This window comes from Escherichia sp. HH26CH (assembly GCF_009820205.1).
GTDB classification, from domain to species: domain Bacteria; phylum Pseudomonadota; class Gammaproteobacteria; order Enterobacterales; family Enterobacteriaceae; genus Escherichia; species Escherichia coli_F.
Genome location: NZ_VNXM01000054.1, coordinates 116,419 through 137,963, shown reverse-complemented (window position 1 = coordinate 137,963; position 21,545 = coordinate 116,419). Strand labels below are relative to the sequence as shown.

Genomic DNA, 21,545 nt, shown 5'->3' with positions numbered 1-21,545 from the left:
CTTTACATGCCATATCCATCTTTCTATATTCAAAAATTGAATGAGTAATTCATAAAAATTCTGATATTTATAGCAAAAGTGGCGAGCCACCCTTAATGGACGAATACTATGGGCAAAGCAGTCATTGCAATTCATGGCGGCGCAGGTGCAATTAGCCGCGCGCAGATGAGTCTGCAACAGGAATTACGCTACATCGAGGCGCTGTCTGCCATTGTTGAAACCGGGCAGAAAATGCTGGAAGCGGGCGAAAGTGCGCTGGATGTGGTGACGGAAACGGTGCGTCTACTGGAAGAGTGTCCACTGTTTAACGCCGGAATTGGCGCAGTCTTTACGCGAGATGAAACGCATGAACTCGACGCCAGTGTGATGGATGGTAACACCTTGAAAGCCGGTGCGGTGGCGGGCGTGAGTCATCTGCGTAATCCGGTTCTTGCTGCCCGGCTGGTGATGGAGCAAAGCCCGCATGTGATGATGATTGGCGAAGGGGCAGAAAATTTTGCGTTTGCTCATGGCATGGAGCGCGTCTCGCCGGAGATTTTCTCCACTCCTTTGCGCTATGAACAACTCCTGGCAGCGCGCGAGGAAGGGGCAACGGTTCTCGACCATAGCGGTGCGCCACTGGATGAAAAACAGAAAATGGGCACCGTGGGTGCCGTGGCGCTGGATTTAAACGGCAATCTGGCGGCAGCCACGTCCACGGGCGGAATGACCAATAAATTACCCGGACGAGTTGGCGATAGTCCCTTAGTGGGCGCCGGATGCTACGCCAATAACGCCAGTGTGGCGGTTTCTTGTACCGGCACGGGCGAAGTCTTCATCCGCGCGCTGGCGGCATATGACATCGCCGCGTTAATGGATTACGGCGGATTAAGTCTCGCGGAAGCCTGCGAGCGGGTAGTAATGGAAAAACTCCCTGCACTTGGCGGTAGCGGTGGCTTAATCGCTATCGACCATGAAGGTAACGTCGCGCTACCGTTTAACACCGAAGGAATGTATCGCGCCTGGGGCTACGCAGGCGATACGCCAACCACCGGTATCTACCGTGAAAAAGGGGACACCGTTGCCACACAGTGATGAACTTGATGCCGGTGATGTGCTGGCGGTTGAAAATCTGAATATTGCCTTTAGGCAGGACCAGCAGAAAATAGCTGCGGTCCGCAATCTCTCTTTTAGCCTACAACGTGGTGAGACGCTGGCAATTGTTGGCGAATCCGGCTCCGGTAAGTCAGTGACTGCGCTGGCATTGATGCGCCTGTTGGAACAGGCGGGCGGTTTAGTGCAGTGCGATCAAATGCTGTTGCGGCGGCGCAGTCGTGAGGTGATTGAACTTAGCGAGCAGAGCGCTGCACAAATGCGCCATGTGCGCGGTGCGGATATGGCAATGATATTTCAGGAGCCGATGACATCGCTGAACCCGGTATTTACTGTGGGTGAACAGATTGCCGAATCAATTCGTCTGCATCAAAACGCCAGTCGTGAAGAAGCAATGGTCGAGGCGAAGCGGATGCTGGACCAGGTACGCATTCCGGAGGCACAAACCATTCTTTCACGTTATCCGCATCAACTCTCTGGCGGGATGCGCCAGCGAGTGATGATTGCGATGGCACTGTCATGCCGCCCGGCGGTGCTGATTGCCGATGAGCCAACCACCGCGCTGGATGTCACTATTCAGGCGCAGATCCTGCAATTAATCAAAGTATTGCAAAAAGAGATGTCGATGGGCGTTATCTTTATCACTCACGATATGGGTGTGGTGGCAGAGATTGCCGATCGGGTACTGGTGATGTATCAGGGCGAGGCGGTGGAAACGGGTAGCGTCGAACAGATTTTTAATGCACCGCAACATCCTTATACCCGTGCGCTGTTAGCTGCTGTTCCGCAACTTGGTGCGATGAAAGGGTTAGATTATCCACGACGTTTCCCATTGATATCGCTTGAACATCCAGCGAAACAGGAGCCACCCATCGAGCAGAAAACGGTGGTGGATGGCGAACCTGTTTTACGGGTGCGTAATCTGGTCACCCGTTTCCCTTTGCGCAGTGGTTTGTTGAATCGCGTAACGCGGGAAGTGCATGCCGTTGAGAAAGTCAGTTTTGATCTCTGGCCTGGCGAAACGCTATCGCTGGTGGGTGAGTCTGGCAGCGGTAAATCCACTACCGGGCGGGCGTTGCTGCGCCTGGTCGAATCGCAGGGCGGCGAAATTATCTTTAACGGTCAGCGAATCGATACCCTTTCACCCGGCAAACTTCAGGCATTGCGTCGCGATATTCAGTTTATTTTTCAGGACCCTTACGCTTCGCTGGACCCACGTCAGACCATCGGTGATTCGATTATCGAACCGTTGCGCGTACACGGTTTATTGCAAGGTAAAGAAGCGGCTGCACGCGTTGCGTGGTTGCTGGAGCGCGTGGGTCTGTTACCTGAACATGCGTGGCGTTACCCGCATGAGTTTTCCGGCGGCCAGCGACAGCGCATCTGCATTGCTCGCGCGTTGGCATTGAATCCAAAAGTGATCATTGCCGACGAAGCCGTCTCGGCGCTGGATGTATCTATTCGCGGGCAGATTATCAACTTGTTGCTCGATCTCCAGCGTGATTTCGGCATTGCGTATCTGTTTATCTCCCACGATATGGCCGTTGTAGAGCGGATTAGTCATCGTGTGGCGGTGATGTATCTCGGGCAAATTGTTGAAATTGGTCCACGGCGCGCGGTCTTTGAAAATCCGCAGCATCCTTATACGCGTAAATTACTGGCGGCAGTTCCGGTCGCTGAACCGTCCCGACAACGACCGCAGCGTGTACTGCTGTCGGACGATCTTCCCAGCAATATTCATCTGCGTGGCGAAGAGGTTGCAGTCGTCTCGTTGCAATGCGTCGGGCCGGGGCATTACGTCGCACAACCACAATCAGAATACGCATTCATGCGTAGATAACATTCAGGCGGAGAATAAAATGGCAAGAGCTGTACACCGTAGTGGGTTAGTGGCGCTGGGCATTGCGACAGCGTTGATGGCATCTTGTGCATTCGCTGCCAAAGATGTGGTGGTGGCGGTAGGATCGAACTTCACCACGCTCGATCCGTATGACGCGAATGACACGTTATCTCAGGCCGTAGCGAAATCGTTTTACCAGGGGCTGTTCGGTCTCGATAAAGAGATGAAACTGAAAAACGTGCTGGCGGAGAGTTATACCGTTTCCGATGACGGCCTTACTTACACCGTGAAACTGCGGGAAGGAATTAAATTCCAGGATGGCACCGATTTCAACGCAGCGGCGGTAAAAGCGAATCTGGACCGGGCCAGCGATCCGGCGAATCATCTTAAACGCTATAACCTGTATAAGAATATTGCCAAAACGGAAGCGATCGATCCGACAACGGTAAAGATTACCCTCAAACAGCCGTTTTCAGCGTTTATTAATATTCTTGCCCATCCGGCGACCGCGATGATTTCACCGGCAGCGCTGGAAAAATATGGCAAGGATATTGGTTTTCATCCGGTGGGAACCGGGCCGTATGAACTGGATACCTGGAATCAGACCGATTTTGTGAAAGTGAAAAAATTCGCGGGTTACTGGCAGCCAGGATTGCCCAAACTGGACAGCATAACCTGGCGTCCGGTGGCGGATAACAACACCCGCGCGGCAATGCTGCAAACCGGTGAAGCGCAGTTTGCTTTCCCCATTCCCTACGAGCAGGCCGCACTGCTGGAGAAAAACAAAAATATCGAGTTGATGGCCAGTCCGTCAATTATGCAGCGTTATATCAGTATGAACGTGACGCAAAAGCCGTTCGATAACCCGAAGGTCCGTGAGGCGCTGAATTACGCCATTAACCGTCAGGCACTGGTGAAAGTGGCCTTTGCGGGATATGCAGTTCCTGCTACTGGTGTGGTGCCACCGAGTATTGCCTACGCGCAAAGTTATCAACCGTGGCCTTACGATCCAGTGAAAGCGCGTGAATTATTGAAAGAGGCGGGGTATCCCAACGGCTTCAGTACCACGCTGTGGTCATCACATAATCACAGTACCGCACAGAAAGTGCTGCAATTTACCCAGCAACAGCTAGCGCAGGTGGGGATTAAAGCCCAGGTAACGGCGATGGATGCCGGGCAGCGGGCGGCAGAAGTTGAAGGTAAAGGGCAGAAAGAGAGCGGCGTGAGAATGTTTTACACTGGCTGGTCGGCCTCGACTGGTGAAGCTGACTGGGCGCTATCGCCACTGTTCGCCTCGCAGAACTGGCCGCCGACGCTGTTTAATACTGCGTTTTACAGCAATAAGCAGGTGGATGACGAGCTTGCCCAGGCGCTGAAAACCAACGATCCGGCGCAAAAGGCGCGCTTGTATAAGGCGGCGCAGGATATTATCTGGCAAGAGTCGCCGTGGATCCCGCTGGTGGTCGAAAAACTGGTGTCGGCACACAGTAAAAACCTGACTGGTTTTTGGATCATGCCAGACACCGGTTTCAGCTTTGAAGACGCGGATTTGCAATAAGCAACGCAGGGAGTGGAATGCTTAATTACGTTATCAAACGCTTACTGGGACTGATTCCAACGCTGTTTATTGTCTCAGTGCTGGTGTTTTTGTTTGTTCATATGCTCCCCGGCGATCCAGCGCGATTGATTGCCGGACCAGAAGCCGATGCGCAGGTCATCGAGCTGGTGCGTCAGCAACTGGGGTTGGATCAGCCACTGTATCACCAGTTCTGGCACTATATCACCAATGCCGTACAGGGCGATTTTGGCCTGTCGATGGTGTCGCGTCGTCCCGTTGCCAATGAGATTGCCAGCCGCTTCATGCCTACTCTATGGTTGACTATTACCAGTATGACCTGGGCGGTGCTGTTCGGCATGGGGGCTGGTATTATCGCCGCTGTCTGGCGTAACCGTTGGCCGGATCGATTAAGTATGACTATCGCGGTATCAGGGATTTCATTCCCGGCATTTGCGTTAGGAATACTGTTGATTCAGGTTTTCTCAGTTGAACTTGGCTGGTTACCCACCGTAGGTGCAGACAGTTGGCAGCACTACATTTTACCCTCCCTGACGCTCGGCGCGGCAGTGGCAGCCGTGATGGCGCGCTTTACCCGCGCATCGTTTGTCGACGTTTTAAGCGAAGATTATATGCGTACCGCGAGGGCGAAAGGGGTGAGCGAAACCTGGGTCATCCTCAAACACGGGTTACGCAATGCGATGATCCCGGTAGTGACCATGATGGGCTTACAGTTTGGCTTTTTACTCGGTGGTTCCATTGTGGTGGAGAAAGTCTTCAACTGGCCCGGACTTGGACGCTTACTCGTCGACTCCGTAGAAATGCGCGATTACCCGGTGATTCAGGCGGAAATTCTGCTTTTCTCGCTGGAATTTATTCTTATCAACTTAGTGGTGGATGTGCTTTATGCCGCCATTAACCCGGCTATCAGGTACAAGTAAGGATGCGAATATTTAACTGGCGACGTCAGGCGGTGTTAAACGCCATGCCATTGGTTAAACCTGACCAGGTACGCACACCGTGGCATGAATTCTGGCGACGATTTCGCCATCAGCATATGGCGATGGCCGCCGCATTATTCGTCATTTTATTGATTGTGGTGGCCATTTTTGCACGCTGGATCGCCCCCTATGACGCCGAAAATTTTTTCGATTATGACAATCTGAATAACGGACCTTCTTTGCAGCACTGGTTTGGCGTCGATTCACTGGGACGCGACATTTTCAGCCGTGTCCTGGTTGGTGCGCAAATCTCGCTGGCGGCGGGCGTGTTTGCCGTGTTTATCGGTGCGGCGATCGGGACGTTGCTGGGCTTGCTGGCGGGATATTATGAAGGCTGGTGGGATCGGCTGATCATGCGCATTTGCGATGTGCTGTTTGCCTTCCCGGGTATTTTGCTGGCCATCGCTGTTGTTGCGGTGTTGGGAAGCGGCATCGCTAACGTGATTATCGCCGTTGCCATTTTTTCCATCCCCGCGTTTGCCCGACTGGTGCGCGGCAATACGCTGGTGTTGAAACAGCAAACCTTTATTGAGTCAGCACGCAGTATTGGTGCCAGCGATATGACCATTTTATTGCGTCATATTCTGCCTGGGACCGTCTCTTCTATCGTGGTGTTTTTCACCATGCGCATCGGCACCTCGATTATCTCTGCCGCCAGCCTGTCATTTCTCGGCCTCGGTGCGCAGCCGCCGACACCAGAGTGGGGAGCAATGCTCAATGAGGCACGAGCGGATATGGTTATCGCGCCGCATGTCGCTGTTTTTCCGGCCCTGGCTATTTTTCTGACCGTACTGGCGTTCAATTTGTTGGGTGATGGTTTACGCGATGCGCTGGATCCGAAAATTAAAGGATAGTTACGTTTGAATATTGCTTGAAAGGGTAATCACCTCACAGGAAATTATTGCCCTAAGCAAGTGTTGTAACTTTCTGCTGATTTTGTAGAATCGGGTAATTTGGTTAAAAAGCCGCAGCAAGGGACTGTTTTTGCAGCGGCACAGCGTTCAGACAGTTATTTTGTTAAATGTATTAACATGCTGAGTTTATACGAAAAGATAAAGATAAGGCTGATAATTTTATTTTTATTGGCAGCACTGTCATTTATTGGCTTTTTTTCATCATTAACTATCAACTGGTATCGGAACGCGCGGTAAAACGTGCCGATAGCCGCTTTGAACTTATTCAGAAAAACGTTGGCTATTTCTTTAAAGATATTGAACGTTCGGCCCTGACATTAAAGGACTCACTGTATTTATTAAAAAATACAGAGGAGATTCAACGCGCTGTGATCCTTAAAATGGAAATGATGCCATTTTTAGACTCGGTGGGACTGGTACTTGATGATAATAAATATTATCTCTTTTCGCGGAGGGCAAATGATAAAATCGCTGTTTATCATCAGGAACAAGTAAATGGACCGCTTGTCGACGAGTCAGGGCGGGTTATTTTTGCCGATTTTAACCCATCGAAACGACCGTGGTCGGTGGCTTCAGATGACTCTAACAACAGCTGGAATCCGGCATACAATTGCTTTGATCGTCCGGGTAAAAAATGTATCTCTTTTACGCTACGCATCAACGGCAAAGATCACGATTTGTTAGTGGTGGATAAAATTCATGTCGATTTAAACTGGCGATATCTGAACGAGTATCTTGATCAAATCAGCGCTAATGATGAAGTTCTATTTTTGAAACAAGGCCATGAGATCATTGCCAAGAATCAACTCGCTCGTGAAAAACTGATTATTTATAATAGCGAAGGCAATTATAATATTATTGATTCTGTCGATACTGAATATATCGAAAAAACATCAGCGGTGCCAAACAACGCATTATTCGAAATCTATTTTTATTATCCTGGCGGTAATTTATTGAACGCATCAGATAAACTTTTTTATCTGCCGTTTGCTTTCATTATTATCGTATTGCTGGTGGTTTATTTAATGACCACTCGTGTGTTCCGTAGGCAATTTTCTGAAATGACCGAGCTGGTTAATACGCTGGCATTTTTGCCCGACTCAACGGATCAAATCGAGGCTCTGAAAATTCGCGAAGGCGATGCGAAAGAGATTATCAGCATCAAAAATTCGATCGCGGAAATGAAAGATGCCGAAATTGAACGGTCAAATAAATTGCTCTCACTGATCTCTTACGATCAGGAAAGCGGTTTTATTAAAAATATGGCGATTATTGAGTCCAACAATAATCAGTACCTGGCTGTGGGGATCATCAAACTGTGTGGTCTGGAAGCCGTGGAAGCGGTGTTTGGTGTTGATGAACGCAATAAAATCGTCAGGAAATTGTGTCAGCGAATTGCCGAGAAATATGCGCAATGCTGCGATATCGTGACATTCAATGCCGATCTCTATTTACTTCTGTGCCGGGAAAATGTACAGACATTTACCCGTAAAATAGCGATGATAAACGATTTTGACAGCAGCTTTGGCTACCGCAATCTGCGCATCCATAAGTCTGCCATTTGTGAACCTTTGCAGGGAGAAAACGCCTGGAGTTACGCAGAAAAACTGAAACTGGCGATTTCCAGTATCCGTGACCATATGTTCTCAGAGTTTATTTTCTGTGATGACGCGAAACTCAACGAAATAGAAGAGAATATCTGGATTGCGCGTAATATTCGCCATGCAATGGAAATTGGCGAACTATTCCTGGTCTATCAACCGATCGTTGATATTAACACCCGCGCCATTCTGGGCGCGGAGGCGTTGTGCCGTTGGGTGTCTGCGGAGCGGGGGATCATTTCACCGCTGAAGTTCATTACCATTGCTGAAGATATCGGGTTTATCAATGAGCTAGGTTATCAGATTATTAAAACGGCAATGGGTGAATTCAGACATTTTAGTCAGCGTGCGTCGCTGAAGGACGGTTTCTTACTGCATATTAATGTTTCGCCATGGCAGTTAAACGAACCACACTTTCATGAGCGTTTTACCACCATCATGAAAGAAAATGGCCTGAAGGCGAACAGCCTCTGTGTTGAGATCACTGAAACTGTGATCGAGCGAATTAATGAACATTTTTATCTCAATATTGAACAACTGCGTAAACAAGGGGTACGGATATCGATTGATGACTTTGGCACCGGTTTGTCAAACCTGAAACGTTTTTATGAAATTAATCCAGACAGTATAAAAGTGGACTCGCAATTTACCGGCGATATTTTCGGTACTGCGGGGAAAATTGTGCGCATTATTTTCGATCTGGCACGCTATAACCGGATCCCGGTGATTGCGGAAGGCGTAGAGAGCGAAGACGTTGCGCGCGAATTAATCAAATTAGGATGTGTTCAGGCTCAGGGGTATCTGTACCAGAAACCCATGCCGTTCTCCGCCTGGGATAAAAGTGGAAAATTAGTAAAAGAGTAGTTTACGTATGTCCAGAATCAATAAGTTCGTACTTACAGTCAGTCTGCTGATTTTTATCATGATTTCAGCAGTTGCCTGCGGGATCTACACTCAAATGGTAAAGGAACGGGTGTATGGCCTGAAACAGTCCGTTATTGATACTGCTTTTGCGGTGGCAAATATTGCTGAATATCGGCGTAGCGTGGCAATTGATCTCATCAACACGCTAAATCCCACGGAGGAACAGCTGTTGGTTGGCTTGCGCACAGCTTACGCCGACTCGGTTTCACCCTCTTATTTGTACGATGTCGGTCCTTATCTGATTTCCAGTGACGAATGTATTCAGGTAAAAGAGTTCGAGAAAAATTATTGTGCAGATATTATGCAGGTTGTTAAGTATCGACATGTCAAAAATACAGGGTTTATCTCTTTTGACGGTAAAACCTTCGTCTATTACCTCTATCCGGTAACTCACAATCGCAGTCTGATATTTTTGCTTGGTCTGGAGCGTTTTTCTTTACTGTCAAAATCGCTGGCGATGGATAGCGAGAACCTGATGTTCTCCCTGTTCAAGAACGGTAAATCGGTGACCGGTGATGAATATAACGCTAAAAACGCCATCTTCACCGTTTCGGAAGCAATGGAGCACTTCGCCTATTTGCCGACCGGATTGTACGTATTTTCGTATAAAAAAGACGTTTATTTTCAGGTATGTATGTTGATTATTTTCTTTGCTGCATTGGTGGCAGTGATATCGGGTGCTAGCTGCCTTTATCTGGTGCGCAGAGTGATTAATCGTGGCATTGTGGAGAAAGAAGCCATTATTAATAACCATTTTGAACGCGTCCTGGACGGTGGGCTTTTCTTCTCGGCTGCCGATGTCAAAAAACTCTACAGTATGTATAACTCGGCGTTTCTGGACGACCTGACCAAAGCAATGGGCAGAAAATCCTTTGATGAAGATTTAAAAGCCCTGCCGGAAAAAGGCGGCTATCTGTGTCTTTTTGATGTCGATAAATTCAAAAACATTAACGACACCTTCGGTCATTTGCTGGGCGATGAAGTGTTGATGAAAGTGGTGAAAATCCTTAAATCACAAATTCCGGTAGATAAAGGTAAAGTCTACCGCTTCGGCGGTGACGAATTTGCGGTGATTTATACTGGCGGAACGCTGGAGGAGTTGCTATCGATTCTAAAAGAAATCGTCCATTTCCAGGTGGGGAGTATTAACTTGAGCACCAGTATCGGCGTAGCGCATTCAAATGAATGTACTACCGTCGAACGCTTGAAAATGCTGGCGGATGAGCGGCTGTATAAGAGTAAGAAAAACGGCAGGGCGCAGATTAGCTGGCAGTAATCTTTATTCGCAGGCCGGACAAATGATTTTGCCCGGCCTGAATTAATTAAACCCGGCTACCCCACAAATCGTACTCATCGGCGTGCTCGACTTTCACTCGCAGGATATCACCCGGCTTAACGTTAGTTTCACCATTGAGATAAACCGCGCCGTCGATTTCTGGTGCATCTGCCATGCTGCGGCCAATCGCACCTTCTTCGTCCACTTCGTCGATAATCACCAGAATTTCACGGCCCACTTTCTCCTGCAGGCGCTCGGCGGAAATCTGCTGCTGTAGCTGCATGAAACGGTTCCAGCGTTCTTCTTTCACTTCTTCCGGAACCTGGTCAGGCAGGGCATTGGCATCTGCGCCTTCAACCGGGCTGTATTTAAAGCAGCCAACGCGATCCAGACGTGCTTCTTTCAGGAAATCGAGTAGCATCTGGAAATCTTCTTCCGTCTCGCCAGGGAAGCCGACAATAAAGGTTGAGCGCAGGGTCAGTTCCGGGCAGATTTCGCGCCACTGTTTGATGCGCGCCAGTTGGCGATCTACAGAACCCGGACGCTTCATCAGTTTGAGAATGCGCGGGCTGGCGTGTTGCAACGGGATATCCAGATACGGCAGGATTTTGCCTTCCGCCATCAGTGGGATGACGTCGTCCACGTGTGGATAAGGGTAAACGTAGTGCAGACGTGTCCAGATCCCCAGTTTCGATAACTGTTCACACAGGCTGACCATGCTGGTTTTTACTGGCTCGCCGTTGTGGAAGCCAGTACGATGTTTAACATCGACGCCATAGGCGGAAGTATCCTGCGAGATCACCAGAATCTCTTTAACGCCCGCATCAACCAGTCGTTTCGCTTCACTTAACACTTCGCCAATTGGACGGCTCACCAGATCGCCGCGCATAGACGGAATAATGCAGAAGGTGCAGCGGTGGTTACAGCCTTCAGAAATTTTCAGATAGGCATAATGACGCGGCGTCAGTTTCACACCTTGTTCTGGCACCAGGCTCAGGAATGGGTTGTGTTTCGGTTTTGGTACGTAGTGATGAACGTGCTCAAGAACCTGCTCATAGCTATGAGGCCCGGTGATTTCCAGCACTTTCGGGTGGACTTCGCGGATCTGATCTTCTTTCGCCCCCAGACAACCGGTCACAATGACCTTGCCGTTTTCATTCAACGCTTCGCCAATGGCTTCCAGTGATTCTTGTACCGCGCTGTCAATAAAGCCGCAGGTATTGACGATCACCATGTCCGCATCGTCATAGCTCGGTACCACGTCATAACCTTCGGTGCGTAGTTCGGTGAGAATACGCTCTGAATCGACAAGGTTTTTCGGACAGCCAAGGGAAACAAAGCCGATTTTCGGCTGGGGAGTTACTTTGCTCATAGCTTAAAAAATATTCAGTTACAGGAAAGGTCAGGGCAGGGATTCTACAGAGTTCTGGATAAAATTTGTATCGCAATCTCATTCGCTGGCGGAGGCGAAGGAAATGTAAATTTTGTTAATTCGGCGTGAAGAATTGATTCTGGACAGCATTTTGCTCAAAAAATAGCCATACTATTTAATTGCAACAAGGCTGGAAAGAGGAGGATCGAAGTATGTTCGTTGACAGACAGCGAATCGATCTGCTGAACCGGTTGATCGACGCACGCGTTGACCTCGCTGCATACGTGCAACTGAGGAAGGCAAAAGGATACATGTCCGTCAGCGAAAGCAATCATCTACGAGATAACTTTTTTAAACTGAATCGCGAACTGCACGATAAATCGCTGCGGTTGAATCTTCATCTGGATCAGGAAGAGTGGAGTGCTCTTCATCATGCTGAAGAAGCATTAGCGACAGCCGCAGTATGTTTGATGAGTGGGCACCATGATTGCCCGACTGTTATTACCGTCAACGCCGATAAGCTTGAAAATTGTCTGATGAGCTTAACGCTGAGTATCCAGAGCCTGCAGAAACACGCCATGCTTGAGAAGGCCTGAAAACTAAGGGGGAGAAAGCGTCTCCCCCTTCATGTTTAAGTTTTTGTAAAAATGAATTTGTTATCTCCTCCACTGACTACGCTTTAAGCCAGAGTCAATCTGGAGGCGTTATGCAGAGACAATCCTTTTTCCTTGTGCCCCTTATCTGTCTTTCTTCTGCTCTCTGGGCAGCTCCTGCAACGGTAAATGTCGAAGTACTGCAAGACAAACTCGATCACCCTTGGGCGCTGGCCTTTTTACCCGATAATCACGGTATGTTAATCACTCTGCGCGGCGGTGAGTTGCGTCACTGGCAAGCAGGAAAAGGATTATCTGCGCCGCTTTCCGGAGTGCCGGACGTTTGGGCGCACGGGCAGGGCGGTCTGCTGGACGTGGTTTTAGCGCCTGATTTTGCCCAGTCGCGCCGCATCTGGTTAAGTTATTCCGAAGTTGGCGATGATGGCAAAGCCGGAACTGCCGTGGGGTATGGTCGTTTAAGTGATGATCTCTCAAAAGTGACCGACTTCCGCACCATTTTTCGCCAGATGCCAAAACTGTCTACCGGCAACCATTTTGGTGGGCGGCTGGTATTCGACGGTAAAGGTTATCTTTTTATTGCTCTGGGCGAAAACAATCAGCGCCCGACGGCGCAGGATCTGGATAAATTACAGGGCAAACTGGTGCGTCTTACTGACCAGGGCGAGATCCCGGATGATAATCCTTTTGCCAGGAGATCCGGTGAGCGCGCCGAGATCTGGTCTTATGGCATTCGTAATCCGCAAGGAATGGCGATGAATCCGTGGAGTAATGCACTGTGGCTAAATGAACATGGCCCACGCGGTGGTGATGAAATTAATATCCCGCAAAAAGGCAAAAACTACGGCTGGCCGCTGGCAACCTGGGGAATCAATTATTCAGGCTTTAAAATACCGGAAGCGAAAGGGGAGATCGTCGCCGGGACCGAGCAACCTGTTTTTTACTGGAAAGATTCGCCCGCCGTGAGCGGCATGGCCTTCTATAACAGCGATAAATTCCCCCAGTGGCAGCAAAAATTATTTATTGGCGCGCTGAAAGATAAAGATGTCATTGTGATGAGCGTCAACGGCGACAAAGTGACAGAAGATGGCCGTATTTTAACGGACAGAGGGCAGCGAATTCGTGATGTTCGCACTGGACCAGACGGTTATTTATACGTTCTCACCGACGAGTCCAGTGGGGAATTACTTAAAGTTAGCCCACGCAATTAGCTAACGGGAATCATCACCACTTTGCGCACTGCGGGGCGTTCAGTGAGTTGCTGATACCAGCGTTGCAGATTTGGACGCGGTGTCCAGGTCAGGCCAACGTTAAACAAATTGTAGATGAACGGTGCGATAGCGATATCGCCCACACCAAACTCGTCGCCGGAGAACCATTTTACTTTTGCCAGTTCCGCATCGAGCAGGGCAAACAGGGCGTCGCACTCTTTACAACTGGCATCAATGGCGGCCTGATCGCGCTCTTCCGGTGGTGTTCTGACTAATCCCATCAGGATCCCGCGATGGGCATTGCTGAGCGTCTGGTTTGCCCAGTCCATCCATTTTTCCGCTTCTGCACGGCGTGCCGGTGAGTCGATCCACAGGCGGTTTTGCCCATACTGTGCCGCCAGATAGCGGACAATGGCGTTTGATTCCCAAAGGATGAGATCACTTTCGTCGTCACGCAACAACGGCACCAGCCCGTTAGGGTTCATCGCCAGAAAATCAGCATCGTGGTTTACCCCAAACTCACGGCCCGCGAGAATTTGCTCATAAGGTAGTTCCAGTTCTTCGAGCGTCAGCAATACTTTTTTTACGTTGGTTGAATTATTCCGACCCCACAGCGTAATCATACTTACCCCTTTTCCGACAGGCAGCCACAGGCTGAACAGGACTTTGATGGTGAAGTAAAGTTAACTTTTAAGCAACAGCTGGCAAAAAAATGACGGCAGAAGCAGCGAAGCGGCAGGATATTGCATAAACTTTAAAAACTTTACCAACTTACGGTTTCTTTAAGTTTGTGTGTGCGTTATTAATCACCGAACTTATCATACGGCGATATAACGTATTTTTTTTGAATGGATACTCGGGTGGCATTTATGACGCAATACTCCTCTCTCCTTCGTGGTCTTGCAGCGGGTTCTGCATTTTTATTCCTTTTTGCCCCAACGGCATTCGCGGCGGAACAAACCGTTGAAGCGCCGAGCGTGGATGCGCGTGCATGGATTTTAATGGATTACGCCAGCGGTAAAGTGCTGGCAGAAGGCAATGCGGATGAGAAACTGGACCCCGCGAGCCTGACTAAAATCATGACCAGCTATGTGGTTGGGCAGGCGCTTAAGGCCGATAAGATTAAACTCACCGATATGGTGACGGTCGGTAAAGATGCCTGGGCGACGGGAAACCCGGCACTGCGCGGTTCGTCGGTAATGTTCCTCAAACCAGGCGATCAGGTTTCGGTGGCAGACTTGAACAAAGGCGTGATTATCCAGTCCGGTAATGACGCCTGTATTGCGCTGGCTGATTACGTTGCCGGGAGCCAGGAGTCATTTATTGGTTTGATGAATGGTTATGCCAAAAAACTGGGGCTGACCAACACGACCTTCCAGACGGTGCACGGTCTGGATGCGCCGGGGCAGTTCAGTACCGCACGCGATATGGCATTGCTGGGTAAAGCACTGATTCACGATGTGCCAGAAGAGTACGCCATTCATAAAGAGAAAGAGTTCACCTTCAACAAAATTCGTCAGCCTAACCGTAACCGTCTGCTGTGGAGCAGCAATCTGAATGTTGATGGCATGAAGACAGGAACCACGGCAGGCGCGGGATATAATCTGGTTGCTTCTGCTACCCAGGGCGATATGCGTTTAATCTCCGTAGTGCTGGGGGCGAAAACTGACCGTATCCGTTTTAATGAGTCTGAGAAATTATTGACCTGGGGTTTCCGCTTCTTTGAAACCGTGACGCCAATTAAACCTGATGCCACCTTTGTGACTCAGCGCGTCTGGTTTGGTGATAAGAGCGAAGTGAATCTCGGGGCAGGCGAAGCGGGATCAGTGACCATACCGCGAGGGCAGTTGAAAAACCTGAAGGCGAGCTACACGTTAACGGAACCACAGCTCACCGCACCGCTGAAAAAAGGTCAGGTTGTCGGCACCATTGATTTCCAGCTTAACGGTAAATCCATTGAGCAGCGTCCGCTGATCGTGATGGAAAATGTGGAAGAGGGCGGATTCTTTGGTCGGATGTGGGATTTCGTGATGATGAAATTCCATCAGTGGTTCGGCAGCTGGTTCTCTTAATCTTCTGATAACCGGATGGCGCGAAACGTCATCCGGTTATTCGTTGTTAATACATCAACTTAATACGCTGCGTCTGCGCGTACTTCACATACTCATCTTCCGGGCAACAATCGCTCACTACAATATCAAAGCGTTTCAGGTCACCCATGCGTGCCGGACGCACCTTGCCAAATTTACTGTGGTCGACAACCAGCACATGCTTTTGCGCCATCGACATGGCCCAGTGTTTTACCGGCAACTCTTCAAGATTAAAACAGGTAGCGCCCTTACTGACATGCACCCCCGCCGCGGAATAAAAAGCGATATCCGGGCAAAAATTATTCAGCGTTTGCTGAAAATCGATGGGTTTGAAAATGGCGTTGCTGGCGTGAAATTCACCACCGCAAAGAAACGCGCGGCAATGAGGTTTCTCTTTCAGTGCCAGAAAGGTATTTAGCGAATAACAAATGGCGGTAAAAGGGATTTCATTATCAATCGCTTCAATAATCCACGGTGTGGTGGTGCCACAGTCAAAAAAGAGGGTCTGATCGGGTTCTACCAGCGTCGCAGCCAGTTTTGCCGCCCGGCGTTTTTCCTCTACCAGACGGGATTTTTGATCGCTTAACAGATAATGGCTGGCGCTGCGCGGTTCCAGAACAATATAGCCGCCAAGCAAAACGACGGGGGCGCTGTGGTTGTTCAGATCGCGACGAATCGTCATCTCCGAAACCCCAAGCAGGGCGGCGGCGTCTTTAAGATGTAACTTATCGCTGCGTTTTAATTCTTGCAGCAGTTGCCCGATACGCTCTTCGCGACGTGTTTCCATAATCCCTCTGAATAGTTATTGAAGCGAGCCGCTCAATACTACACTTTTTAGCAGAGATCAGTCACGCACCCAGCCTTTGCGGATCGGTAATGCAAAACAGAAGCGATACCATGATTGCAGACGTTGATAGAGTTTATGCCCTATCGCTTGCCAGATAATCTGAGCGCTAAGGCAGCCAATCATACCTGCCAGCAATCCACCGAGCATATCCAGCGGCCAGTGCACGCCAAGATAAACGCGCGACCAGGCAATGACAACAGCCAGTACCATTAAAAGGGAACCGGACCACAGGCGATGCCAGCATAAAAATGCCAGTGCAAAGGTGAAAATTACCGTACCATGATCGCTCGGGAATGAGTCATCCGCCGCATGATGCAGGAAGTTATAGCCGATATTCTCGACAAAGGGGCGGTCGTGTGGGAAAAGATGCCCCATCGTCCAGGACACTAACAGGCTGACGACTAGCGCGATTGCGATTTTTATCACCAGTTGCCGTTGTGCTGTAAGCCCCCACAACCAAAGTACTGCGGCCAGCAGCGGCACCACGGTAATCAAATCTTTAGCAATAAAAATCGCCAACGAGATCATCCACGGAGCCGAGTCTGGCGTCGCGTTAATAAGAGAGAATAGAGAGAGATTCAAATTTTCCAGCATAACTTCCCGACGCAAAGTGATTAAAAGGGAGCCAATACAGGCAAGTCGTTGAGAATAAAGTGCAGGTTAAACTGGGTAAAGCGGCATCGTCTTATTTCCCTCAAGCGGCCCTGTTTACGGTGGCTGATTGTAACGAGCATAGGTTAAATAAAACTTAAAGAAAGCGTAGCTATACTCGCAATAATGTAAGAATGTGCTTAACCGAAGTTTCAGCTACAAAATTCGCTTTCTCGTTAGCTGCGCTTTTATTAAACTTTGCGCGATTATTATTGGCGAAGAAATTGCATGCAAAATAGATTAGCTTCCGGTGCCAGGCTTGGACGTCAGGCGTTACTTTTCCCTCTCTGTCTGGTGCTTTACGAATTTTCAACCTATATCGGCAACGATATGATTCAACCCGGTATGTTGGCCGTGGTGGAACAATATCAGGCGGGCATTGATTGGGTTCCTACTTCGATGACCGCGTATCTGGCGGGCGGGATGTTTTTACAGTGGCTGCTGGGACCACTGTCGGATCGTATTGGTCGCCGTCCGGTGATGCTGGCGGGAGTAGTGTGGTTTATCATCACTTGTCTGGCGATATTACTGGCGCAAAACATTGAACAATTCACGCTGTTGCGCTTCTTGCAGGGCATAAGCCTCTGTTTCATTGGCGCTGTGGGTTACGCCGCAATTCAGGAGTCCTTCGAAGAGGCGGTTTGTATCAAGATCACCGCGCTGATGGCGAACGTGGCGCTGATTGCTCCGCTACTCGGTCCGCTGGTGGGCGCGGCGTGGATCCATGTGCTGCCCTGGGAGGGGATGTTTGTCTTGTTTGCCGCATTGGCAGCGATCTCCTTTTTTGGCCTGCAACGCGCCATGCCTGAAACCGCCACGCGTATAGGCGAGAAACTGTCGCTGAAAGAACTCGGTCGTGACTATAAGCTGGTGCTGAAGAACGGTCGCTTTGTGGCAGGGGCACTGGCGCTGGGATTCGTTAGTCTGCCGTTGCTGGCGTGGATCGCCCAGTCGCCGATTATCATCATTACCGGCGAGCAGTTGAGTAGCTATGAATATGGCTTGCTGCAAGTGCCTATTTTTGGGGCATTAATTGCGGGTAACTTGCTGCTAGCGCGTCTGACCTCGCGCCGCACCGTACGTTCATTGATTATTCTGGGCGGCTGGCCGATTATGATTGGCCTGTTGGTCGCTGCTGCGGCAACGGTTATCTCATCGCACGCGTATTTGTGGATGACCGCCGGGTTAAGTATTTATGCTTTCGGTATTGGCCTGGCGAATGCGGGATTGGTGCGATTGACCCTGTTTGCCAGCGATATGAGTAAAGGTACGGTTTCTGCGGCGATGGGAATGTTGCAAATGCTTATTTTTACCGTCGGTATTGAAATCAGCAAACATGCCTGGCTGAATGGGGGCAACGGCCTGTTTAATCTCTTCAACCTTGCCAACGGGATTTTGTGGCTGCTGCTGATGGTTATCTTTTTAAAAGATAAACAGATGGGTAATTCGCACGAAGGGTAAAAAAATGCCTGGTTGCGCAAAGCAATCAGGCATTTTCAAATTAATGGTGATGGTCATCAATCTGGTGTTCGATAACCATCCCTTCACCTACGCTGGCAAGATGGCGAACATACGGATGCGGGCGGTAAGCCGGAGCTGGCGCAGGAGCCACATAGACGGTTTGCGGCACAGTCGCGACGCTGACTGCTTGTGGAACGCTGACTGAATCAGGGACCACAACCACTTTGTATCCACTCGGCACATCGACGGTGACACTTTGCGCCATCGCCACACCAGTAAAGCCCATTAAAAGCGCGCCCAACAGTAGACAATTTTTCATAATCATTTCGCCTGAAATAATGCAGCGGGTTAATTTCTGCGAATTATGCAGCCTTCATTCAGGCTTTGTGTTGCCGGGCGTGCTACCGTTTTTATTGATCAAAAGGCGCTTCGTGTTTAAGAACTTTATCGATCACATCCAGTACACCTTCATGATTATTGGAGCCTGCCCGGTATTTTGCCGCTGCAACGACCGCGCTGCCGGCATTTTCCATCGCAAAACTAAAGCCTGCCTGACGCAGCATCTCAATATCGTTACCACCATCGCCGAAGACCACCACTTCGCTGTCGTCTATTCCCCATAATTTCTGAAGTTGGCGCAGGCCATTCGCTTTATGTACGCCGGGGATAATCAGATCGATGCTGCCGTTGCCGGTGTGGACCGGCACCATAATATCGCCGATGGTCTCATGTAATGCTTTTTGCACTTGTGGAATCAGTTCATCGGAAAGATTCAGGCCAAACTTAAAGAAGATATCTTCTAAATTATCAAAGTTATCGACGTATTCCAGACGGTGATAATACATTTCCGCCACCGTTTTCATGGCATCGTCATATTTTTTGAGGGTATAGGCGCTATTTTTTCCGCAGGCAATAATTTCCACTTCCGGGCGCGTCAGTAAATGTTCCACCACAGTAGCAAACGCATCCTTCGACAGCTCGCCATTAAAAACATCTTTGCCTTCGCTTACAACCCAACCGCCGTTTTCTGCCACAAAGGCAATTTCATTAGCAATTTCAGGGAAGAAAGAGATCAACTGATAATATTGATTCCCGCTGGCGACCACAAAGCGAATGCCTTGTGCTTTCATCTGCTGATACTGAGCCATAAACCGCTCACGGTTATAGGTTTTTTGATCGCTTAAGAAAGTACCATCCATGTCAACCGCAATTAATTTAATGCTCATCAACTATTCTCCATCGCCGTCTGCGTTTGGGTATCGGGTTTGGCGACGGCTTTCGCGACAATAGCCGCGAGAATAACCAGCGCCAGTACAACCAGCATTGCACTACGTAATCCATAATGTTCGCCGAGATAGCCCAGTAGCGGAGGCCCGACGAGGAAAGCCAGATAACCGGTCGTTGCCACTACGCTGACGCGGGTTGGTGCATCGGGTCCGGTATCGCTGGCGGCAGAAATAGTCAGCGGGAAGCCCAGCGAGGCACCCAGTCCCCAAAGTACAACAGAGACCCCAGCGACCCAGGCGCTATCGACAAAAATAATCAGCCCAATACCCAACGCTCCCATTAGTGCACTGGCCCGTACCACGGCAACGCGACTGTAACGGTCGATGAACCAACCGCCGGTGAAGCGTCCAACAGTCATCCCCAGGGTAAAACCGGCATAAATCAGCGAGCCGGAAGTAGGGCTAAAACCGTGACCGTCAACCATTAATAAGGGTAACCAGTCGTTGGCAGAACCTTCGGCAAAGGCCATCGCCAGTACCACAACACCAATCAGCAGCAACTGGATATCCCGATAAAAAGGTACGCCTTTTTCACCATGCTGGGTGCCATCGGCAGCATTTTTGCCCGTACCGTCAGGGATTGCCTGAATGGCGATATAAATAGGCGCGATGCCTACCAGCGCCGCCAATAAAATGTGCACCGTTGCCGGAACGCCAAAGGCCGTCAGTGCCATCCCGACACCAGCGCCTGCCAGCGTGCCCAGGCTATAAAAACCGTGCATCATCGGCAAAACCGTCTTATTCATTTCTCGCTCAACGGCAGCACCTTCAACGTTTATCGCCACTTCCGCAGAACCAAAACTTGCCCCAAAGACGCCGAGACCAACGGCAAAGAGCAGGGGCGATGTCAGCCAGAGTGCCAGACTTAATATCATCATCCCGATCAATGCGCAGGACATCGTGACCAGGATGACATTACGCGTCCCAAAGCGTTTCACTAACCACGCCGAGCAGAGAATACCGCTCATTGAACCGATCGACAGACCAAAGAGGACTCCGCCCATTTCAGCGATCGAAACAGAAAGAATATCGCGGATAGCAGGTGTACGAGTTGCCCAGGACGCCATTAACAGGCCCGGCAAAAAGAAGAACATAAACAGCGCCCAGGTTCGGCGTTTCAATGCATTACGTGAAGAATTTACGGTCATAGATCACGTCAAAATAAGAAGAGGGAAGACAACATTAGCAAGGTTGTGTACATTTGTACACAATTGCAGAGAGAGGAAATGACATGCGTCGCGCTAACGATCCGCAACGGCGAAAAAAAATTATCCTGGCCACGCTGGAGGCGGTGAAACTTTACGGAATACATGCCGTTACGCACCGCAAAATTGCTACCCTTGCCGGGGTACCGTTGGGGTCGATGACCTACTATTTTTCAGGAATTGATGAGTTGTTGCTGGAGGCGTTCAGCAGTTTTACTGAGATCATGTCCCGGCAATATCAGGCATTTTTTAGCGATGTTAGTGATGCTCCGGGCGCATGCCAGGCTATCACCGATATGATCTACAGCTCACAGGTTGCAACGCCGGATAACATGGAGCTGATGTACCAGCTCTACGCGCTGGCTAGCCGAAAACCGCTATTAAAAACGGTAATGCAAAACTGGATGCAGCGCAGTCAGCAAACGCTCGAACAATGGTTTGAACCCGGAACCGCCCGCGCGCTTGATGCGTTTATTGAGGGGATGACGCTGCATTTTGTCACCGACCGTAAGCCGCTATCGCGCGAGGAGATTTTGAGGATGGTTGAGAGGGTTGCAGGGTAGTAGATAAATTTTAGATAACAAAAAACCCACCAACCTTGAACCAAA

18 protein-coding genes and 1 pseudogene are annotated in these 21,545 nt (G+C 49.7%); 12 read left to right on the top strand and 7 right to left on the bottom strand.

Features of this window, described 5'->3' with window-relative positions; all coding sequences use genetic code 11:
* The first annotated feature begins 108 nt into the window (after positions 1 to 108).
* From iaaA to FQ015_RS18070, 7 genes and pseudogenes are all read left to right on the top strand, one after another.
* Positions 109 to 1,074 (top strand): beta-aspartyl-peptidase, encoded by a 966-nt coding sequence (iaaA, locus tag FQ015_RS18100; protein ID WP_160524340.1) that lies wholly within the window; start codon positions 109 to 111, stop codon positions 1,072 to 1,074.
* Entirely contained in the window at positions 1,061 to 2,932 is a 1,872-nt protein-coding gene (gene gsiA, locus FQ015_RS18095) for a glutathione ABC transporter ATP-binding protein GsiA (protein WP_039020435.1), read from the top strand. Before iaaA ends, gsiA begins: the two co-directional genes overlap by 14 nt.
* A gap of 19 nt (positions 2,933 to 2,951) precedes the next feature.
* The gene (gsiB, locus tag FQ015_RS18090) at positions 2,952 to 4,490 is read left to right on the top strand and encodes a glutathione ABC transporter substrate-binding protein GsiB (RefSeq protein WP_134736205.1); all 1,539 of its coding nucleotides are present in this window, start codon (positions 2,952 to 2,954) and stop codon (positions 4,488 to 4,490) included.
* 17 nt (positions 4,491 to 4,507) lie between these two features.
* Positions 4,508 to 5,428 carry a glutathione ABC transporter permease GsiC gene (gene gsiC, locus FQ015_RS18085; RefSeq protein ID WP_000936054.1) on the top strand — a complete coding sequence of 307 codons (921 nt, stop codon included), beginning with the start codon at positions 4,508 to 4,510 and terminating at the stop codon, positions 5,426 to 5,428.
* Positions 5,429 to 5,430: 2 nt separating this feature from the next.
* Entirely contained in the window at positions 5,431 to 6,342 is a 912-nt protein-coding gene (gene gsiD / locus FQ015_RS18080) for a glutathione ABC transporter permease GsiD (RefSeq protein ID WP_001218007.1), read from the top strand.
* A 177-nt stretch (positions 6,343 to 6,519) separates the two neighbouring features.
* Positions 6,520 to 8,867: pseudogene (locus tag FQ015_RS18075) on the top strand (sensor domain-containing phosphodiesterase).
* Positions 8,868 to 8,874: 7 nt separating this feature from the next.
* Positions 8,875 to 10,203, top strand: coding sequence for a GGDEF domain-containing protein (locus FQ015_RS18070; protein WP_032183821.1), 1,329 nt, complete (start codon positions 8,875 to 8,877; stop codon positions 10,201 to 10,203).
* A gap of 46 nt (positions 10,204 to 10,249) precedes the next feature.
* Here FQ015_RS18070 and rimO read toward each other — a convergent pair whose 3' ends face one another.
* Positions 10,250 to 11,575, bottom strand: coding sequence for a 30S ribosomal protein S12 methylthiotransferase RimO (gene rimO, locus FQ015_RS18065; RefSeq protein WP_000049367.1), 1,326 nt, complete (start codon positions 11,573 to 11,575; stop codon positions 10,250 to 10,252).
* 212 nt (positions 11,576 to 11,787) lie between these two features.
* Here rimO and bssR point away from each other — a divergent pair, with 212 nt between their 5' ends.
* Positions 11,788 to 12,171 (top strand): biofilm formation regulator BssR, encoded by a 384-nt coding sequence (gene bssR / locus FQ015_RS18060; protein ID WP_000497137.1) that lies wholly within the window; start codon positions 11,788 to 11,790, stop codon positions 12,169 to 12,171.
* 110 nt (positions 12,172 to 12,281) lie between these two features.
* Complete coding sequence (gene yliI, locus FQ015_RS18055) at positions 12,282 to 13,397, top strand: aldose sugar dehydrogenase YliI (RefSeq protein ID WP_160524339.1); 1,116 nt, start codon at positions 12,282 to 12,284, stop codon at positions 13,395 to 13,397.
* Here the strand turns inward: yliI and gstB are convergent.
* On the bottom strand, positions 13,394 to 14,020 hold the full coding sequence (gene gstB / locus FQ015_RS18050) for a glutathione S-transferase GstB (protein ID WP_000631897.1): 627 nt from the start codon (positions 14,018 to 14,020) through the stop codon (positions 13,394 to 13,396). The two genes, yliI and gstB, sit on opposite strands and share 4 nt — an antisense overlap.
* Positions 14,021 to 14,266: 246 nt before the next feature.
* Between gstB and dacC the strand changes: the two genes are divergently transcribed.
* The gene (gene dacC / locus FQ015_RS18045) at positions 14,267 to 15,469 is read left to right on the top strand and encodes a serine-type D-Ala-D-Ala carboxypeptidase (protein WP_000195961.1); all 1,203 of its coding nucleotides are present in this window, start codon (positions 14,267 to 14,269) and stop codon (positions 15,467 to 15,469) included.
* Positions 15,470 to 15,515: 46 nt separating this feature from the next.
* Here the strand turns inward: dacC and deoR are convergent, their stop codons facing one another.
* The gene (deoR, locus tag FQ015_RS18040; RefSeq protein WP_000450117.1) at positions 15,516 to 16,274 is read right to left on the bottom strand and encodes a DNA-binding transcriptional repressor DeoR; all 759 of its coding nucleotides are present in this window, start codon (positions 16,272 to 16,274) and stop codon (positions 15,516 to 15,518) included.
* 57 nt (positions 16,275 to 16,331) lie between these two features.
* The gene (gene ybjG, locus FQ015_RS18035; protein WP_024212110.1) at positions 16,332 to 16,928 is read right to left on the bottom strand and encodes an undecaprenyl-diphosphate phosphatase; all 597 of its coding nucleotides are present in this window, start codon (positions 16,926 to 16,928) and stop codon (positions 16,332 to 16,334) included.
* Positions 16,929 to 17,213: 285 nt separating this feature from the next.
* On the opposite strand from ybjG, the gene mdfA reads away from it, so the two are divergent.
* Complete coding sequence (gene mdfA / locus FQ015_RS18030; protein ID WP_039020442.1) at positions 17,214 to 18,446, top strand: multidrug efflux MFS transporter MdfA; 1,233 nt, start codon at positions 17,214 to 17,216, stop codon at positions 18,444 to 18,446.
* A 40-nt stretch (positions 18,447 to 18,486) separates the two neighbouring features.
* On the opposite strand, the gene ybjH is transcribed toward mdfA, so the two are convergent.
* From ybjH to FQ015_RS18015, 3 genes are all read right to left on the bottom strand, one after another.
* Positions 18,487 to 18,771 (bottom strand): protein YbjH, encoded by a 285-nt coding sequence (gene ybjH, locus FQ015_RS18025; RefSeq protein WP_000605480.1) that lies wholly within the window; start codon positions 18,769 to 18,771, stop codon positions 18,487 to 18,489.
* An 85-nt stretch (positions 18,772 to 18,856) separates the two neighbouring features.
* Entirely contained in the window at positions 18,857 to 19,672 is an 816-nt protein-coding gene (gene ybjI, locus FQ015_RS18020; protein ID WP_001353328.1) for a 5-amino-6-(5-phospho-D-ribitylamino)uracil phosphatase, read from the bottom strand.
* Positions 19,672 to 20,880: an MFS transporter gene (locus tag FQ015_RS18015; RefSeq protein ID WP_032183824.1), complete on the bottom strand. Its 1,209-nt coding sequence runs from the start codon at positions 20,878 to 20,880 to the stop codon at positions 19,672 to 19,674. Before FQ015_RS18015 ends, ybjI begins: the two co-directional genes overlap by 1 nt.
* A gap of 83 nt (positions 20,881 to 20,963) precedes the next feature.
* On the opposite strand from FQ015_RS18015, the gene rcdA reads away from it, so the two are divergent.
* Positions 20,964 to 21,500, top strand: coding sequence for a DNA-binding transcriptional regulator RcdA (gene rcdA, locus FQ015_RS18010; RefSeq protein ID WP_039020443.1), 537 nt, complete (start codon positions 20,964 to 20,966; stop codon positions 21,498 to 21,500).
* The last annotated feature ends 45 nt before the right edge of the window (positions 21,501 to 21,545 follow it).

What these genes read in the sequence shown, in the direction of transcription:
- gsiC (WP_000936054.1), top strand. Translation starts at nt 4,508, where the DNA reads ATGCTTAATTACGTTATCAAACGCTTACTGGGACTGATTCCAACGCTG.
- dacC (WP_000195961.1), top strand. Translation starts at nt 14,267, where the DNA reads ATGACGCAATACTCCTCTCTCCTTCGTGGTCTTGCAGCGGGTTCTGCA.
- mdfA (WP_039020442.1), top strand. Translation starts at nt 17,214, where the DNA reads ATGCAAAATAGATTAGCTTCCGGTGCCAGGCTTGGACGTCAGGCGTTA.
- gstB (WP_000631897.1), bottom strand. Translation starts at nt 14,020, where the DNA reads ATGATTACGCTGTGGGGTCGGAATAATTCAACCAACGTAAAAAAAGTA.
- yliI (WP_160524339.1), top strand. Translation starts at nt 12,282, where the DNA reads ATGCAGAGACAATCCTTTTTCCTTGTGCCCCTTATCTGTCTTTCTTCT.
- FQ015_RS18015 (WP_032183824.1), bottom strand. Translation starts at nt 20,880, where the DNA reads ATGACCGTAAATTCTTCACGTAATGCATTGAAACGCCGAACCTGGGCG.
- rimO (WP_000049367.1), bottom strand. Translation starts at nt 11,575, where the DNA reads ATGAGCAAAGTAACTCCCCAGCCGAAAATCGGCTTTGTTTCCCTTGGC.
- ybjG (WP_024212110.1), bottom strand. Translation starts at nt 16,928, where the DNA reads ATGCTGGAAAATTTGAATCTCTCTCTATTCTCTCTTATTAACGCGACG.
- FQ015_RS18070 (WP_032183821.1), top strand. Translation starts at nt 8,875, where the DNA reads ATGTCCAGAATCAATAAGTTCGTACTTACAGTCAGTCTGCTGATTTTT.
- rcdA (WP_039020443.1), top strand. Translation starts at nt 20,964, where the DNA reads ATGCGTCGCGCTAACGATCCGCAACGGCGAAAAAAAATTATCCTGGCC.
- ybjH (WP_000605480.1), bottom strand. Translation starts at nt 18,771, where the DNA reads ATGATTATGAAAAATTGTCTACTGTTGGGCGCGCTTTTAATGGGCTTT.
- iaaA (WP_160524340.1), top strand. Translation starts at nt 109, where the DNA reads ATGGGCAAAGCAGTCATTGCAATTCATGGCGGCGCAGGTGCAATTAGC.
- bssR (WP_000497137.1), top strand. Translation starts at nt 11,788, where the DNA reads ATGTTCGTTGACAGACAGCGAATCGATCTGCTGAACCGGTTGATCGAC.
- gsiB (WP_134736205.1), top strand. Translation starts at nt 2,952, where the DNA reads ATGGCAAGAGCTGTACACCGTAGTGGGTTAGTGGCGCTGGGCATTGCG.
- deoR (WP_000450117.1), bottom strand. Translation starts at nt 16,274, where the DNA reads ATGGAAACACGTCGCGAAGAGCGTATCGGGCAACTGCTGCAAGAATTA.
- ybjI (WP_001353328.1), bottom strand. Translation starts at nt 19,672, where the DNA reads ATGAGCATTAAATTAATTGCGGTTGACATGGATGGTACTTTCTTAAGC.
- gsiD (WP_001218007.1), top strand. Translation starts at nt 5,431, where the DNA reads ATGCGAATATTTAACTGGCGACGTCAGGCGGTGTTAAACGCCATGCCA.